Origin of the sequence: Edaphobacter sp., from assembly GCF_035532915.1 — a bacterium.
In the GTDB taxonomy this organism is placed as follows: domain Bacteria; phylum Acidobacteriota; class Terriglobia; order Terriglobales; family Acidobacteriaceae; genus Edaphobacter.
The window spans coordinates 1-16,062 of the sequence record NZ_DATKQC010000453.1 but is presented as its reverse complement, the minus strand read 5'-3'; the positions used below and the strand labels follow the sequence as shown (position 1 = coordinate 16,062).

15 protein-coding genes are annotated in these 16,062 nt (G+C 59.8%); 5 read left to right on the top strand and 10 right to left on the bottom strand.

The features are described from left to right. The first annotated feature begins 65 nt into the window (after nucleotides 1-65). Nucleotides 66-1,688: a 2,3-bisphosphoglycerate-independent phosphoglycerate mutase gene (gene gpmI, locus VMU57_RS21170; protein WP_325387078.1), complete on the top strand. Its 1,623-nt coding sequence runs from the start codon at nucleotides 66-68 to the stop codon at nucleotides 1,686-1,688. 18 nt (nucleotides 1,689-1,706) lie between these two features. Here the strand turns inward: gpmI and VMU57_RS21165 are convergent, their stop codons facing one another. The 5 genes from VMU57_RS21165 to VMU57_RS21145 all read right to left on the bottom strand — a co-directional run bounded on the left by VMU57_RS21165 (nucleotide 1,707) and on the right by VMU57_RS21145 (nucleotide 6,245). Further along, nucleotides 1,707-2,708 (bottom strand): metallophosphoesterase, encoded by a 1,002-nt coding sequence (locus tag VMU57_RS21165; RefSeq protein WP_325387077.1) that lies wholly within the window; start codon nucleotides 2,706-2,708, stop codon nucleotides 1,707-1,709. A 69-nt stretch (nucleotides 2,709-2,777) separates the two neighbouring features. Then, nucleotides 2,778-3,377, bottom strand: a complete 600-nt coding sequence (gene recR, locus VMU57_RS21160) for a recombination mediator RecR (protein WP_325387075.1) — start codon at nucleotides 3,375-3,377, stop codon at nucleotides 2,778-2,780. Further along, entirely contained in the window at nucleotides 3,378-3,701 is a 324-nt protein-coding gene (locus VMU57_RS21155; RefSeq protein WP_325387074.1) for a YbaB/EbfC family nucleoid-associated protein, read from the bottom strand. Further along, nucleotides 3,701-5,710 carry a DNA polymerase III subunit gamma/tau gene (gene dnaX / locus VMU57_RS21150; protein ID WP_325387072.1) on the bottom strand — a complete coding sequence of 670 codons (2,010 nt, stop codon included), beginning with the start codon at nucleotides 5,708-5,710 and terminating at the stop codon, nucleotides 3,701-3,703. Before dnaX ends, VMU57_RS21155 begins: the two co-directional genes overlap by 1 nt. A gap of 79 nt (nucleotides 5,711-5,789) precedes the next feature. Beyond that, entirely contained in the window at nucleotides 5,790-6,245 is a 456-nt protein-coding gene (locus tag VMU57_RS21145; protein ID WP_325387070.1) for an SET domain-containing protein, read from the bottom strand. A gap of 161 nt (nucleotides 6,246-6,406) precedes the next feature. On the opposite strand from VMU57_RS21145, the gene VMU57_RS21140 reads away from it, so the two are divergent. Then, nucleotides 6,407-7,102 carry a tetratricopeptide repeat protein gene (locus tag VMU57_RS21140; RefSeq protein ID WP_325387068.1) on the top strand — a complete coding sequence of 232 codons (696 nt, stop codon included), beginning with the start codon at nucleotides 6,407-6,409 and terminating at the stop codon, nucleotides 7,100-7,102. A gap of 1 nt (nucleotide 7,103) precedes the next feature. On the opposite strand, the gene VMU57_RS21135 is transcribed toward VMU57_RS21140, so the two are convergent. Together VMU57_RS21135 and deoC are read right to left on the bottom strand one after the other, a co-directional pair. Further along, nucleotides 7,104-8,984, bottom strand: a complete 1,881-nt coding sequence (locus tag VMU57_RS21135; RefSeq protein ID WP_325387067.1) for a SpoIIE family protein phosphatase — start codon at nucleotides 8,982-8,984, stop codon at nucleotides 7,104-7,106. Between the two features lie 125 nt (nucleotides 8,985-9,109). After that, entirely contained in the window at nucleotides 9,110-9,874 is a 765-nt protein-coding gene (gene deoC / locus VMU57_RS21130; RefSeq protein WP_325387065.1) for a deoxyribose-phosphate aldolase, read from the bottom strand. A 180-nt stretch (nucleotides 9,875-10,054) separates the two neighbouring features. Between deoC and VMU57_RS21125 the strand changes: the two genes are divergently transcribed. Then, nucleotides 10,055-11,110: an LLM class flavin-dependent oxidoreductase gene (locus VMU57_RS21125; protein ID WP_325387063.1), complete on the top strand. Its 1,056-nt coding sequence runs from the start codon at nucleotides 10,055-10,057 to the stop codon at nucleotides 11,108-11,110. Nucleotides 11,111-11,137: 27 nt separating this feature from the next. Here VMU57_RS21125 and hpt read toward each other — a convergent pair whose 3' ends face one another. Then, nucleotides 11,138-11,701 carry a hypoxanthine phosphoribosyltransferase gene (gene hpt, locus VMU57_RS21120; RefSeq protein WP_325387061.1) on the bottom strand — a complete coding sequence of 188 codons (564 nt, stop codon included), beginning with the start codon at nucleotides 11,699-11,701 and terminating at the stop codon, nucleotides 11,138-11,140. A gap of 65 nt (nucleotides 11,702-11,766) precedes the next feature. On the opposite strand from hpt, the gene VMU57_RS21115 reads away from it, so the two are divergent. After that, nucleotides 11,767-12,618 (top strand): prolipoprotein diacylglyceryl transferase, encoded by an 852-nt coding sequence (locus VMU57_RS21115; protein ID WP_325387059.1) that lies wholly within the window; start codon nucleotides 11,767-11,769, stop codon nucleotides 12,616-12,618. Between the two features lie 33 nt (nucleotides 12,619-12,651). Here the strand turns inward: VMU57_RS21115 and aqpZ are convergent, their stop codons facing one another. Next, on the bottom strand, nucleotides 12,652-13,377 hold the full coding sequence (gene aqpZ / locus VMU57_RS21110; RefSeq protein WP_325387057.1) for an aquaporin Z: 726 nt from the start codon (nucleotides 13,375-13,377) through the stop codon (nucleotides 12,652-12,654). A 201-nt stretch (nucleotides 13,378-13,578) separates the two neighbouring features. On the opposite strand from aqpZ, the gene VMU57_RS21105 reads away from it, so the two are divergent. Continuing rightward, a complete protein-coding gene (locus VMU57_RS21105) occupies nucleotides 13,579-15,129 on the top strand; it encodes a dienelactone hydrolase family protein (RefSeq protein WP_325387055.1) in 1,551 nt (516 codons plus the stop codon). Nucleotides 15,130-15,262: 133 nt separating this feature from the next. On the opposite strand, the gene VMU57_RS21100 is transcribed toward VMU57_RS21105, so the two are convergent. After that, a partial coding sequence (locus VMU57_RS21100; RefSeq protein WP_325387053.1) for a glutamate--tRNA ligase family protein occupies nucleotides 15,263-16,062 on the bottom strand: 800 nt, incomplete at its 5' end.

Sequence of the window (16,062 nt, the reverse complement as noted above, 5' to 3'; positions counted from 1 at the left end):
AAACAAACCCGCATCGCGCACGCCTCAGCGCACGGCGGCAGACTCTTGTTATCCTGACTTAAACCATGTCAAACAAACCGATCGTTCTTACCATCCTCGACGGCTGGGGCTACCGCGCCGAGACCAACGGCAACGCCATCGCCCTTGCCCGCAAGCCCGTCTACGACAAGCTGCTGGCCGAATTTCCCAACACCCTCATCCGCGCCAGCGAACACTTCGTCGGCCTTCCCGACGGCCAGATGGGCAACTCCGAGGTCGGCCATCTTAACCTCGGCGCAGGCCGCATCGTCCGCATGGACATGACCCGCATCGACACCGCCATCGCCGACGAGAGCCTCTTTCGCGACCCCGTGCTTACGCATGCTTTTAACCTCGCAGCCTCACGCGAAGCTGGCCTCCACTTCTTCGGCCTGCTCTCCGACGGCGGCGTCCACTCGCACCAGCGCCACCTCTACGCTCTGCTGCGCATGGCCGCCAGCCACGGCCTCACCCGCGTCTTCGTCCACGCCTTCATGGATGGCCGCGACACCATGCCCAATAGCGGCGTCGGTCATCTGGAGTCCTTGCAGCAGCAACTCCGCGAGATCGGCGTAGGCCAACTCGCCTCCGTCTCCGGCCGCTACTACGCGATGGACCGCGACCTGCGCTGGGAAAAAGAGTTGCAGGCCTTTGACGCCATGGTCACCGGCACCGCGCAGGGCGGCAGCTATCACGACGCCGTCGCACGAGTGCGCGAGCTTTATAACAACGACATCACCGACGAGTTCATCCCGCCGTTCACGGTTGTGAATGCAAGCGGCGACGCCGTCGGCCTCATCCGCGACAACGACGTCTGCATCAACTTCAACTACCGCGCCGACCGCGCCCGTCAGATCACCCGTGTCCTCGCCCGCAACAGCGACGTTCCCGGCGGTCTCACCGCGAGCGACGCCAACGATCTGCCCAAGGCAGTCGAACTCGACGCGGAAATTCCGCGCGCCCGCGCACCGAAGAACATTCACTATGTCTGCATGACGCAGTACGACAAGAACTTCAAGCTGCCCATCGTCATCCAGCCTGAGTCGATGGATAACCTGCTCGCCAACCTCATGGCCCAGGCCAACCTCCGCAACCTCCGCGTAGCCGAGACGGAGAAGTACGCGCACGTCACCTACTTCTTCAACGGCGGAATCGAAAAGCCATTTCCCGGCGAAGACCGCGCTCTCATCCCGTCGCAAAAGGTCGCGACCTACGACCTCGCTCCCGAGATGTCGGCATCAGGCATCGCCGACGCTGTGGTCAAAGCCGTCAACGACACCGCCTTCGACGTCATCATCGTCAACTTCGCCAACGCCGACATGGTCGGTCACTCCGGCAAGCTCGAACCCACCATTCGCGCCGTCGAGACGGTCGACACGCAACTCGGCCGCATCTATCAGGCCATCAAGCAACGCGGCGGATCGCTCCTCGTCACCGCCGACCACGGCAACGCCGAGATGCTCATCGACCCTGCGAGCGGCGGTCCGCACACCGCGCACACGACGAATCCGGTGCCGTTTATCCTCGTCAACGACGAGTTGAACACCAGCCATCACCGCATCCTTCGCCCAGGCGGAAGCCTGCGCGACATCTCGCCGACGATCCTGACACTACTCGGTCTCGAAAAACCGAAAGAGATGACAGGTGTGAACCTTAGCGACAAAGGCTAAACAACAGCGTGAAGATCGCTAGACGATCTTCACGCTGCCATCCTGCATCTTGTCGAAGGCATGAATCAGCTTTCCCGTCTCGTCGAGATGGCGCAGCGTCATCTTCTCCGGCGTAACTTCCAGATGACTGAAGCCGTAGACCTTCGCAGCATAAGGTCCACGTTGCGCCTCCTCAATCTTCAGCGGATACAGATCAGCGCCGCCTCCGCCTGACAGCACGAACGAAGTCGGATGACCGTCGAACTCCAGGTGCTGCATATCGTGATCGTGTCCGGCGAGATACAGATGCGCTTTATGCTTGCGCAGCAGAGGCTCCCAGTCACGTATCAGCACGGCGTTGTCTCCATGCGGCCCGTTGGAAAAGATTGGATGATGTCCCATCACAACGAGAAATGGCGTTGTGCGAGGCTTCAGCAGCTCAGCCTCAAGCCACGTTAGCTGCTCCGCCTGCTGTTCAGGCGTCAAGGTAAAATTTGCGGGCTTTGTCTTCTGTCCCTGAGGATGAGGCATATTGCTGTCAAGCGCGATTACGGTCATCAAAGGATTGACCGCAGGAAAATCGAAGCGATACCAGAGCGACGGCATCGTCCAGCGCGTTCCGCCCTTGCGCGCATACTCCAGTTCGGCTGCTACTTTACTCTCAGGCATCTTCTGATAGTCATGGTTGCCCGCAATCGCATACGCCGCACAGTTGAAGACGCTCTTCGGATACATGTCCTCGAACTGCGTCTTCCAGCGTTCCGATGCAGCGCCGTCTGGCAGTTTGCCGTACCAGTTGTCGCCAAGCATCAGCAGCGCATCTGTCGTCAGGCCATGCTCACGAACATATTGCTGCATCGCTCCAGCGACTCGGCTCTGCGCCGCAAAATTCTCATAGCCCCAATCGCCGACCATCAGAAGTTGAGTCGCCCCAGCATTGGGCTTATGACTTGGCCGCTTGGCAAAGGAAGGAAGGGAACTAAAGCCCGCAAGTGCACTAAACGCAAAACTCTGACGAAGAAATCCGCGACGACTCAGCATGATGATTGGCTCCAGATACTGGATTCGCTTATATCACCGTTATGCAAAACGTCAGTAAAAAGTCCGCGACTAAAACTCGCGGCGGCCTTCCATCGCCCGCGTCATCGTTACCTCGTCGGCATACTCGATGTCGCTGCCCGCTGGAACACCGGTTGCAATTCGAGTCACCCTTACCTCAGGTCGCGCACGGTGTATCTCTCCGGCAAGATAACCTGCGGTAGCTTCACCCTCGGTTGTCGGCGAAGTCGCAAGAATCACCTCATCGACCTCGGGCAATCGAACCAGCAGATTCGCAATCCGCAACTGCTCCGGCCCAACGCCGCCAATCGGCGAGAGCGTGCCGTGCAGAACGTGATAAACGCCGCTATAGCTGCGTGTCTTCTCGACGGTCGCGATATTGGTCGGCTCTTCCACGACGCAGATCAGCCGCTGGTCTCGCGAAGTGCTCGTGCAATAAACGCACGGGTCGACATCGGTAATGTTGTTGCAGATCGAGCAAAGCCGCAGATGCTGCTTCAACTCGCGAATCGCCGCCGACAGCTTGTCAGCATCTTCAGCCGAAGAGCGCAGCACATGAAACGCCAGCCGCTGCGCGCTCTTTGTGCCGATTCCCGGCAGCTTGCGCAGCTCCTCGATCAGACGCGTCATCGGCTCTGCGAACTGAGCCACTTAGGTCAACCCCGGCAGATTCAGGCCGCCCATCATTCCGGCCACGCTGGCCTTGATCGCTTCGTCGGCGCGTCTTCCGGCCTCGTTCACCGCAGCCGTAATCAGGTCTTCCAGCAGTTCAAGATCGCTGCCCGCGCTGCCGATGGCGGACTGCTCGATCTTCAGCCGCAGCACTTGTTTCTTGCCGTTCATGCGTACCGTCACCACGCCGCCGCCGGTCGAGGCCTCGACCACAGTCTCAGAGAGCTTGCGCTCCATCTGCTCCTGCATCTGCTTGGCCTGCCCCATCATCTCTTTCATCTTGCCCAGATCGGAAAAATCCATTAATCCCCCTCACGCAGATCGATCACATTGCGAATCTCGGCATCGAACAGCTTCTGCGCCTGCTGCACGATCGGATGTTCCATCGCCTTGGCCTGTGCGCTGCCGGACTTCGCCGCACGTGGTTTTTTCGCTGCGGCGACCTTTGCAGCTCCCGGCAAAAGCACAAGCTTCAGCGCGCCTGAACCAGCCTCGCGTAGCGCGGCACGAACAATCTTCTCCGCCTCGGCATTGATCACCATCGGCAGCATCGTCTTCGACAGCTCCGTCTGAACTCGCAGCTCACTGCCTTCGATCGTCCATTCCGCATCGGCCAGCGCATCGGCGGCCGAACCCTGACTCTTCGCGCTCGTCAGCGCCTCGGTCGCCACGCGCTGCAACTCAGAAGCCTCCTGCGAACTCCGCTCGGGCACTGCAGCAGAAGCCGCAATATCAACCGGCGCTGCTTCAACCTCAGGCTGCTCTGGCATAGCTTCGACGACAGCAGAAGGCGCAACTTCCTTCACGGGAAGCGGAACTTCTTTCATCGCAGGTGCAGCTACGGGAACCGCAGCAACCTCCAGCGGCTTGACCACAGCTGGCGCCGGTTCCGCTGGCTTAGGTGCAGCAGGCACAGAAGCGGCAGCAGCCAGAGCGGGTTTCTCCGTCTCGCCGCCTTCGAACCGCTTGCGGCCTTTGTCAATCTCGAACGGCGAGAACGCAGGCTTCGTGCTCACGGGAGCAGCGGGCGCGCTCATCACACGATTTGCAACCGGGCTCGGAGCCGCGACTCTCGCCTGTGCTGACGTACTTTGCACTCGCGGCTGGCCGGCATTTCCGCCAACAGGGAACTGGCTCAACACTTCTTCCACCGGCAGCAATCGCCGCAGATGTACCAGCTTCAACAGTCCTAACTCAAAATGAAAACGCTGCTCCTGCCGATAGCCCAGCTCGTCAAAAGTACGCAGCATTACCTGTAGAAACCGCGTCAGCTCCTCTTCGCCAAACAGTGCAGCCGACCTTCCTGCGCGTCGCTGTTCGTCTGCGGAGATCTGCAATAGCTCGCCAGAAACACCATTGGCATCGGCCCCATCCGAGCCGATCCCGGCTATCTTCGCAATCACGCAATTCCGCAGATAGCGTACAAACTGTCGTGCCAGTTGCGCCGGGCTATTTCCGGCATCGAGCAACTGGTTCGCAACCGTAATCACCTCGGCGCTGCGGTTTCCATCGACGGCTTCAAGAATCTTTTCAAACACCGCATTTGGAACCGTCCCCATCAACTCGCGAATCTGCGAGGCGTCGAGCACCGGTCTTCCGTCCTGCACGGGAGCGCTGGCAATCGCCTGGTCCATGATGCTGAGCGCATCGCGCATCGAGCCATCGCCAGCCTCGGCCAACAACGACAGCGCAGCTTCATCGGCATCGACTCCTTCGCGATCCGCGATGCCACGCAGTTCGCCGAGAATGTCCACCAGCTTCACCGCGTGAAAGCTGAAGTGCTGGCATCGCGACCGCACCGTCTGCGGAATGTCCTCAGGCTGTGTAGTAGCCATCATGAAAATCATGTGGTCGGGCGGCTCTTCCAGCGTCTTCAGCAGCGCATTGAACGCCGCGTCGGTAATCTGATGGGCTTCGTCGAGGATGTAGATCTTGTACTTGTCCCTTGCGGGCCGATACCGCGCCGCATCGCGCAGCTCGCGAATCTCGTCGATGCCGCGATTGGTGGCGGCGTCGATCTCGATGACGTCGACGGCATTTCCGTTGCGAATCTCGGTGCAGCTCTCGCACACCTCGCAAGGCTCCGCGGTCGGCCTCTGCGCGCTGCCGATGACATTGCGACAGTTCAGAGCCATGGCCAGAATGCGCGCAATCGTTGTCTTGCCGATGCCGCGATGGCCGCTGAAGATGTAGCCATGGGCGATCCGCTCCTGGGTCAGCGCGTTCATCAGCGTGACGGTCACATGGTCCTGTCCCGCAACATCCGCGAAACGCTGTGGCCGGTATTTCCTTGCAAGAACCTGATATGCCATAAATGATGAGTGCGCTCTCGTCGCCGCAGGTCTTCTCGTCCCGATTGCCGCTGGTTTTATTGTATCGTCCGCAACGGGCTTACCTCTTCTTTGCTGCTCGTCTGGCCCGCCGTGCCCGGCGCTTCACTTCGTCGTCGCTGAACATCGTTCCGCGGCACTTCGCCGAGCCGCAGTAGCAGTCGGCATCACTGTCGTCGCTGTCGCACAGGTTGTACTCGTAGGTCAGCTCTTCCCCGGCGTCGATGTCGCGAATGGCGACGATATAGATGCGTCCCTTTTCATCTTCGGTCTCGCAGTTTGGGTCGCAGGAGTGGTTGATGAACATCGCCGTGCCGAAGCCGTCGATTACCATGCCATTGTCGCCACAACTGAACAGGTAGGTAATGAAGCGGTCTTTATAGCGCTCGTCGGCAACCTCTTTGGTAAACCGCGGTCCTTCGTACTCGCAGACCTTTGCGCCTTTTTTGAAGCTCCGAGTCGTGTAGCAGCCCGCAGCATGGATGGACGAAGAACGAATGATGAGGCCTTTAGACATAAATTAGAGAGAATCCATCGATCAAAGGTTGGAATATTCATGCATTGGAAAAACAAGCGGGACAATCACCCGATGCTGACTATAACAAACCTGCCCAGCCTATCGTCAAAGTATCAGGAGAAGTAATCTATAAAGCATCAAGAGCAGTAATCTGTTAACTCATGCCTGTGTGCACCTCAATCCGGCTTTTGTTGGCTGCTGCCGCTTTTTCCGCTGTGGCTTGCCTGGCGCAGACGACCACGGCGCCGTGTCCGGCCGACCAGCCTGCGGCCAAGCCCTGCACCGCTGCGCCCTCGACACAGCCTCCTGCCGCTGCTCCTGCGCCAACGCAGCAATTTCCTTTCCCCGGCGAGAGCAGCGCTCCTGCGGCTCCAGTTGACAATGCTCCGAATCCCGCTGCCTCAGCGGCACACCCATTCCCCACAGGGGCTTCTCCTGACATGCCTGGTGAAGCGCCCAGCAGCAGCTCAAGTTCTGATAGCAGTTCAAGCTCGAACTCAAGTTCCAGCGATAGTTCAAGCACCGGCGATACGCCGGATACGCCGACGCCGACACCCACCCGTCGCAGGCTGCCCAAGGTCAAGAATCTCCAGACTCCCGACGAGCGCGTGGACGAGGACATCACTGTCGCCAAGTTCTACTACAGCCGGGAAAACTATATGGCGGCGTATCTGCGCAGCAAAGACGCAGTCAAAATGGAACCCGACTACGCCGAGACTCACTTTTCGCTGGCTCGTGCGGCGGAGAAGATGAAGAAGGTGGACGAGGCGAAGGCAGAGTATCAAACCTACCTCAAGCTCTCTCCCGGCGGCGACAACGCCAAGGCTGCCCGCACGGCGCTCAAGTCGCTGCACTAGATCAAAGAGCGCGGAGCACGACTACGGTCTCATCGTCGAAGTGCTCGACGCCTGACTGAAAGTCCGACACCGCTTTGAGGATTGCCTCTACGGTCGAAGCGGCTGTCGGCTCAACTTGTGACTCCAACACCTGCCGCAGGCGGTCGGTGCCGAACATCTCACCGTCTGCGTTCTCGGCATCGGGAATGCCGTCGGAGAAGAAGACGATCATGTCGCCCGGCTGTGTCGACAGCGTGAACTCTTCGTACGTGACGTTGGGAAAGAGGCCCAGCGGGAAGCCCTCGGCCTTGATCGTCTTCACCGTTACGCCTTCCGACGTGCGCGAGACGAAGACGGGCTGCACCGATCCCGCGTTGGCGATCTGTAAGGTCTGGTTGGAGTCGTCCCACACCGCCATCAGCATGGTGACGTACTGCGAGGCCAGCTTGCGCTCCTGTAGCTGGTCGTTCAGCGCGGCCAGCATTGCGGCAGGCGAGAGTTGCTGCGGTGCCAGCGAGCGCAGAATTCCGCTTACCAGCGCGGCGTACAGTGCCGCCGGAGCAGCCTTACCGCTGACGTCTCCTACTGCCAGAGCGATCCGCGCGGGCATGCCCGGCGAGCCGTAGTCGAGAAAGTCGTAGACGTCGCCGCCGATGGACCGCGCCGCGAGGAACTGCACCGCAATTTCAGCTCGCGCCAGCTTCGGCGGACGCGAGGGCATCAGCCTTAGTTGCACCTTGCGCGCCATCTCCAGGTCGCGCTCCATGCGCTGCTCTTCCTCGTGGATACGCTGGTAGAGCCGCGCATTGGCAATCGAGATGGCCACCTGCGCCCCCAGCGTCGAGAGGGTGCGCAGGTGGTCTTCGTTGTAGTAGTTGACGCGCGTATGCTCCAGGTCGAGCACGCCGATGACCTGCCCTTTGTTCAGCAGCGGTACGGCCAGCTCCGAGCGTGTCTCCGGGTTCTCTGCGAAGTAGCGTGGATCTTTACGGGTGTCGGGCGACAGCACCGGTTCGCGCTGCTGCGCGGCGATGCCGATGATGCCTTGTCCCAGCACGATGGTGCGCTCGCGAATTACGCGTTCGCCATAGCGAGACGAGAAACGGTGCTCGAACTGCTGGGTGCGCTCATTCCACAGCAGGATGCTGAACATCTGGAAGTCGATGACGCGCTTGAGCAGTTGGCCGATGCGCTCCAGCAGGTCGTCGAGGTCGAGAATGCTGGTAATCTCGCGCGAGATCTCGTTCAGTACGGTCAGCGTCTGCGCCTGCCGCGAGACCCGCGTGTACAGCCGGGCATTTTCGATCGCGATGGACATGCGCGAGGCCACCAGCTCCAGCAGGCGCTGGTGCTCCGGCGTGAAGTAGCCCAGCGCCTCCGATTCGATATCGAGGACGCCGATGACCTTGTTCTTGACCAGCAGCGGCACGGCCAGTTCGGACTTCACGTTCGGGTTGGCGCTGATGTAGTGCTCGTCTTTGGAGACGTCTTCGACCAAAAGCGACTTTCGCTGCAACGCCGCCTGCCCGATGATGCCGCGTCCGATCTTGATGCGCAGGCGCTCCACCTCGGGAGCGTGGCCGGTCTGGAAGCGCATCCAGAGCTCGTTGGTGCGGTCGTTGACCAGAAGGATGGCGAAGATGCGGTAGTCGATGACGGCGCGAACCAGGTCGGCGACGCGGTGCATCAGGGTGTTCAGGTCGAGCGTGGAGTTCAGCGCATCGGCGATATTGTGGAGGAAGTCGACCTGCAGGGGTTCGACCCGGATGTTTGTCGGCTTGACGACCGGAGCGCCCTCCTGGGCAGGCGGGCGGTAGTCTCCTTCGAACTGGTGCTGCGAGGCCTCAGCCGGCGCTGGCGCAGCGGGGGGAGTGGTTCGGCGCGGCTTGTCAGCGGTTGGCATGGGAAGAGGCGATGATACTACGGTGAAGGTGGGGGAGTGGAGTCACAACTTTGATGCGGGACTCCAATTCTGTTTTTCATCGGCGTCACCGGTGCAGACCGATGTAAAGACTTTGTTTTGCCGGACTATGCTGCTCCGCCGGCGAGCTCGGCCACAATTCTGACACTGGCGCTGGCCCCGATCCGCGACGCACCTGCCTTGAGCATGGCGGTTGCGTCGGCCAGTGAGCGGATGCCGCCCGAGGCCTTCACGCCTGCCCGCCGTCCGGCCTGGCCGCGCAGCAGGGCAATGTCGTCTACCGTGGCTCCGCCGGTCGAAAAGCCGGTGCTGGTCTTCAAAAAGTCGGCCCCTGCGCTCAATGCCAGCTCGGCGGCGCGCAGCTTCTCTTCGAAGCTGAGCAGGCAGGTCTCGAGGATGACTTTCACGACAGCTCCAGCGGCATGGGCCAGTTCGACGACACCGCGAATATCCTGCCTGACGGCTTCGTAGTCGGCAGCCTGTCCTGACTTCAGAAGCCCTATATTGAGCACCATGTCCACATCATGCGCGCCATGCTTGATGACGCGGGTGGTCTCGTCGCGTTTAGAACTCGACAGCGTGGCTCCCAGGGGAAATCCGACGACAACACCGACCGGAATCCCTGTACCGCTCAGAGCGGCCGAAGCGAGCGAGACCCAGGTTGGGTTGACCATGGCGCAGGCGAAGCGATATTCGGCAGCCTCATGGCAGAGCTGCAGCACCTGGCTGCGCGTTGCGTCCGGCTTCAGAAGGGTATGGTCCAGCACTGCGGCGAGGTTCTGCGGAGAAGATAGGGTATGGGCGGCAAACGCTGCCGCGTCGAAGTGCTCAGGTCCCGTGGGGAGGGGTTCAACGATAGACAAAGTACTCAAGCATGCTCCTTCGGCAAGGGAAGTTCTCCCTGCCGCGTACTTTCTATCATACCGGGATAGAAGCTGGCAGAAGAGGCGGCTGTGTAAGGAGTAGACGGATCAGACAGGAAAAAGCGTCTATCTCTCTCTTCTCGACTTGCGGTTATGGGTCGTTCGAGCAACCTGAACCATCTAATTTCCATGGCAAAGGAACTTCAGCTCTCCGTATTGGACCAATCACCGGTCTCCACCGGAAGCACTCCGGCGCAGTCGCTGCAGAACTCGATTGCGCTGGCGCGTAAGGTCGATCAGCTGGGCTACCGCCGTTTCTGGATGTCGGAGCACCATGCCATGGACACGCTCGCGTGTACGGCCCCGGAGATTCTGCTGGCGCGTATCGGCGCGGAGACGAAGCAGATCAGGCTTGGCTCCGGCGGCATCATGCTGCCGCACTACACCCCGCTCAAGGTGGCGGAGGTCTTCCGTACTTTGCACGCGCTTTATCCGGGGCGCATCGACCTCGGCATAGGCCGCGCCCCGGGCGGCGGTCCTATGGAAGCCCTCGCCCTGAAGCGCGACCGCAATACCAGGATGCTCGACGACTTTCCCGATCAGGTCACCGAATTGCTCGCTTTTCTCGATAGCGATTTTCCTCAACAGCACCCCTTCGCCCGCATCCGCGTATCGCCGCACATGCCGGGCGTCCCGGACGTCTGGATGCTTGGTTCGAGCCTGTGGAGCGCGTCTTCCGCGGCAGAGTTCGGTCTGCCCTACGCCTTTGCCCACTTCTTCAGCGGTGAATCCTCGCGTGCTGCCATTGAGACCTACCAGCATCGCTTTACCCCAAGCCGCTATCGATCTGGGCCGGAGGCGATGGTGGCCGTCGGAGTCATCTGTGCGCCCACGCAGGAAGAGGCAGACTATCTCGCCACCAGCGTCCGCCTGTTGCAATGGCGGATTCGACAGGGCGACCGCAGCCCCATCGCCTCCCCTGAAGCTGCTCAGCGCGAACTGAGCCTGTTGGGAAACCCTGCGAGTGAGTCTGGCGAGTGGCCACGCTACTTTGTCGGCACACCGGAAAAGGTGAGGGGAGAGCTTGAACAGATGGCTGCTGCCCTTGGGATTTCAGAGATTGTGGTGAATACGATTGTCTGGGACCACGCTACGCGGTTGCGAAGCTACGAGTTGCTGGCAGGAGAATTCGATCTTAAAGCTTCGACCGATGAGAGCTTCGAGCCTCAGATCAGTGCTGTTTAGGACTGTCGTGCAGGGGAGAGATGAGGCTTAGTGTCCCGTCGCCTCTTGCGGGAAGAGTCGAATATCTTCAAGATTTCGATAGTGCTCGGCGTAATCCATGCCGTAACCCACAACAAAACGATTCGGGATTTTAAATCCCACGTAATCGGCCTCAATCGGCACCAGCCGCCGCTCCGGCTTATCGAGGCAGGTCGCGATCTTCAGGGAAGCAAGCTTGTGCTGCAGCATCATGCCGCGCAGATAGCTCAGCGTAAGTCCTGTATCGAGAATATCTTCGACGAGAATCACATGCTTTCCTTCAATTGGGTTGTCGATGTCCTTGATAAGACGGACGACTCCGCTTGAAATCTTGGCAGGCCCGTAGCTCGAGACCGCTACAAAATCGAAGGTGTTATTCACCTTGATGGCTCGTGCCAGGTCGGACAGAAAGATGGCCGCGCCCTTGAGGACGCCGATCAGGACGATGGAGGTGTTGGCATAGTCAGCAGAGATCTGCTCACCGATTTCGTGGACGCGATCGGCGATCTGGGATTTCGAGAAGAGAACTTCCATTCCGGAGGCATGGGGAAAGGCAGGAGAACTGTTGGCCATAATCGTCAGGGTAGCGCGAATAGGGCATTAGGGAAAGCGTCGATATACTTGAACCAGCGAGGCGTATGTATCCCTATATCGATATAGGCCCAGTGCACCTGGGCACGTTTGGATTGTTGTTGTGGCTAGCTGCGGTTGTGGCGACAGTGGTGTTGCACAAGAACTTCGTTCGGAATCAAGTTGATGCCGATGCGTTGACGGTCGTAGCCTTCGTCGTGATCGCCGGTATCCTCGGTGCTAAAAGCTGGCACGAGTTGGAGAATGTCTCCGAGCTTCGCGCGGCCATGGCACAGATTGTGGCTCCCGGCTGGGGCCACCCGCTGGATATCCTGGTCGATTTTTTGCACTGGTTTCAGGCTGGGTTCGCATGGTTCGGCGGCCTCGTCGCCGGAATCGGCATGCTGATGTGGCAGGGCTGGGAGGCGAAGCCGGGCGGTGCGAAGAAGTGGTTTGCCGCGGTGCGGATGCTCGATCTGGCGACTCCCGCGGCGGCCATCGGCTACGGTGTAGGCCGCATCGGCTGCCTCACCTCGGGCGACGGCGACTACGGGATCAACACGACGCTGCCCTGGGGCGTTCACATGGCGAAGAATGCGCTGGTGCCTCCTACTCCGGCGAATGCGCTGGTGCAGCCGACTCCTGTTTACGAGCTTTTGTTTGGCTTGGCTCTGGCGTGGCTGCTGTGGCAGCTCGGACGGAAGCTTCGCCCCATCGGCTGGCTGACCGGGCTGTATCTCATTCTGAGTGGACTGGGCCGTTTTCTGGTCGAGTTTGTGCGCATCAATCCAAAGCTGTACTGGGGCATGAGCAACGCCCAGATGGCGGCGATTGGATCGATGGTCGTGGGTGTGGTGGTGATGCTGATTGCCTGGCGCAGCGCTGTGAGCACTACTCCGGTTGTCGAGGTAAGTTCGTAGAGGAGTTTTACGAACTTACCTCTTCAAGCGTGGCTATTTTGCCATCTCTTCGCGGATCGGCACTTGCGGAGCAGCGAAGAAGAAGTTTGAGATAAGACCGCCAATAATAGCCCCAAGAATGGGCGCTACCCAGAACAGCCACAGCTGGCTGGTCGCCCATCCGCCGACAAAGAGGGCAGGGCCGGTGCTGCGGGCCGGGTTGACTGAGGTGTTGGTGATGGGGATGCTGATCAGGTGGATCAGCGTCAGGCACAGGCCGATCGCGATGGGAGCGAAGCCCTTGGGGGCGCGCTCGTCGGTCGAGCCGAGGATGACCAGAAGGAAGAATGCGGTGAGCACGACCTCCGCGATGAAGCAGGCGGTCAGAGAGTAGTGGTCGGGCGAGTGAGCGCCGTATCCGTTCGAGGCAAAGCCGCCGGCGAGGCTGAAGCCCTCTTTGCCGCTGGCGATCAGGTAGAGAACACCGGATGCGGCGATTCCTCCCGCCACTTGTGCAACGACGTAAGCCCACAGATCGCCGATGGCGAAACGCTTGCCGACAACCAAACCTATGGAGACCGCAGGGTTGAGATGGCAGCCTGAGATATGACCGATGGCGAAGGCCATGGTCAGCAGGGTGAGACCGAAGGCCAGCGCGACTCCGACAAAGCCGATGCCGAGCTGGGGATAGGCTGCCGCGATGACTGCGCTGCCGCAGCCTCCGAAGACCAGCCAGAATGTACCGAAGAACTCTGCTGCTGCGCGTTTCGAGAGGGGCATGTTCCGATACCTCGCTTTAATTTGAGCGGCTCGACCCGATGTCTAAATGCTTGAGTCGAGGCACTTTGAAGTTCGGGGAATCGTAGCACGATGAGATGAGCTGTTGATAAAAATTATGGCTGTCTCCCAAGGATGCCTATTTGGAAAAAAAGGGACAGGGTACTCGATGTATCCTCGGCTAAACCTCGTGTGGAGATATCGATGCGTTTGAACCTTTTGAGACTCGCCGCTCTTCTGTTGTTCGTCCCTGTTGTTCAGGCGCAGACCATCTTCCACTTCACGGAAAAGCCTGGCCCGCACTCCGTCGGGCTCAAGGTTGTCGAGCAGTACGACTACTCGCGCATCTATCGCCCCGCCACCGACGAGCTTGGTAAGCCAGTCACCGGGGAGCGCGCCCGTCCTCTCCAGACCCTCATCTGGTACCCTTCGCAAGCATCCTCCGAGAAGCCGATGACCGTGGGCGACTACGGCCAGCTCGCCGCCACCGAGACCAGCTTCGGCAAACCGGACATGTCTGCCGACTGGAAGCAGTGGAACACCGCTATGACGCCCACGCTCAAGGACGCCATGTGGGCCCGGCGTGACGCACCCTTCGACACTGGCCGCTTTCCGGTTGTCATCTATGCCCCCGGCTTCTCCGGCGCGTCATGGGAGAACGCCGATCTCTGCGAGTACCTCGCCAGCTATGGATACGTCGTTATCGCCAGTCCAGATATGGGTGCAACCACGCGCGATATGACGAGCGATCTCGCCGGTGTCAACGCCCAGGCTCGTGATATCTCGTTCCTCATCGGGTACGCTCAGACCTTGCCCAACACGGATATGTCCGAGCTTGCCGTAGCAGGCTTCTCCTGGGGTGGGCTCTCGAACCTCTTCGCCGCCGCCCGCGATTCTCGTATCGATGCTCTGGTCGCACTCGATGGCTCCATGCGCTACTGGCCGGGTCTCATTAAACAGGCAGGAGACGTCCATCCCGACCAGATGACCATCCCGCTGCTCTTTTTCACCGAGGGAGCGATCTCGCTCGAAGACGCCGAACGCATGCAGTCTTCCCCCGAGCACATCGGCCCCAGCCCTCTGAACGCCTGGACCCATGGCGACCTCATCACCGTGCATGATCTCGCTCTCACCCATACCGAACACAGCTCTATGTATCAGCGCAACGAAGAGATATGGAAGAATTATCCCGAGATGCAGAAGGCGGATTACACCCGCGAAGATGGGATCATCGGCTACGCCTGGATTGCCCGTTACACCCTCAACTTTCTGAACGCCTACCTGAAGCACGACACCACGGCGATGGCGTTTCTCAAAAAGACTCCGGCTGAAAACGGCGTCCCGCAGCACTTCCTTGCGGTAAGCTTCCGGGCCGCCAAGGGTGCCCCGACATCGCTCGAAGCCTTCCGCGCACAACTCGGGCGGCAGGGCTTCGACCACGCGGCTGAGATTTATGCTGCGATGAAGAAGGAGAGTCCCGACTTCAAACTCGAGGAGGGCGCGATGAACGACTGGAGCGATCGCCTTCTGCAGGAAGACCACCTTCCGGAGGCCACCGCACTCGCCAAGCTTAACCTCCAGATCTACCCCGGCTCGAGCAATGCCTACACCGTTCTTGGTGAGATCTACGCCAAATCCGGTAACAAACAGCTTGCCCGCGACAACTACAACATGGCATTGGAGAAAGACCCAGCGAACTCCGAGGCCAGGAGTAAGCTGAAAGAGCTCGATGCTGCTACCCCCCTATCGAAGTGACAAGAACGCACATGTTTCGCTCGCCGAACTCGACGACATGCTGACGCAGCTGGGAAGTCCAGCCATCATGTACCGGAGAACTACCCAGCTTAGTCAAAGATTCCGTCAGGCCGAGTGAACTCGGCAGGAGTGATCATTTCTTTTGGCTGGCGAGTTTCTTCTGCGCTTCGAGGAAGCGGCGGACGCGGTCGAGCGAGCGGGCCTTGCCGAAGACGACGAGGCTTTCGAGCAGCGGGGGAGACATGGTGCTGCCGGTGAGGATGGCTCGCAGCAGCATGAAGTTCTCTTTGACCGACCAACCTTTTTCTTCGCCTAGTTTTTTTAGCGCTGGCTCCATGGCTTCGTGGGTCCAGTCGGTGGCTTCGAGGACGATGAGCTGCTCGACAACGAAGGCGACGGTCTCTTCGAGGGTGCGCTTTTTGGGCAGGAAGACCTCTTGCGTGGGGAGAACGTCGTCGCGGAAGAAGAAGCTGGTGAGGTCGCCGAACTGGCCGAGCGTCTCGACGCGCTGCTGGATGAGCGGGGCGATCTCGCGGAGGTAGGCGTCGGAGAGGATGGTGCTGCGCAGGGCGGCGTAGAAGGCTTCGGGACTGAGGGCGCGAATGTACTCGCTGTTGAGCCAGCGCAGTTTGGTGAGGTCGAAGACGGGGCCGCCAAGGCGGATGTTGGGAACCTCGAAGCGCTCGATCATCTCGTTGAGGGAAAAGATTTCGCTTTCTTTGGCTCCGTTGACGATCTCGATGGGGGTGGGTGAGGGCATGCCGCCGCCCATGAGGCCGAGGAAGTTGATCAGAGCTTCGGGGAGAAAGCCGGCCTGGCGATAGTAGATGAGCGAGACGGGATTTTTGCGCTTGGAGATTTTTGACTTGTCGATGTTGCGTAGGAGCGGCATGTGCCAGAAGCGCGGTAGCTGCCAGCCGAATGCGTTATAGA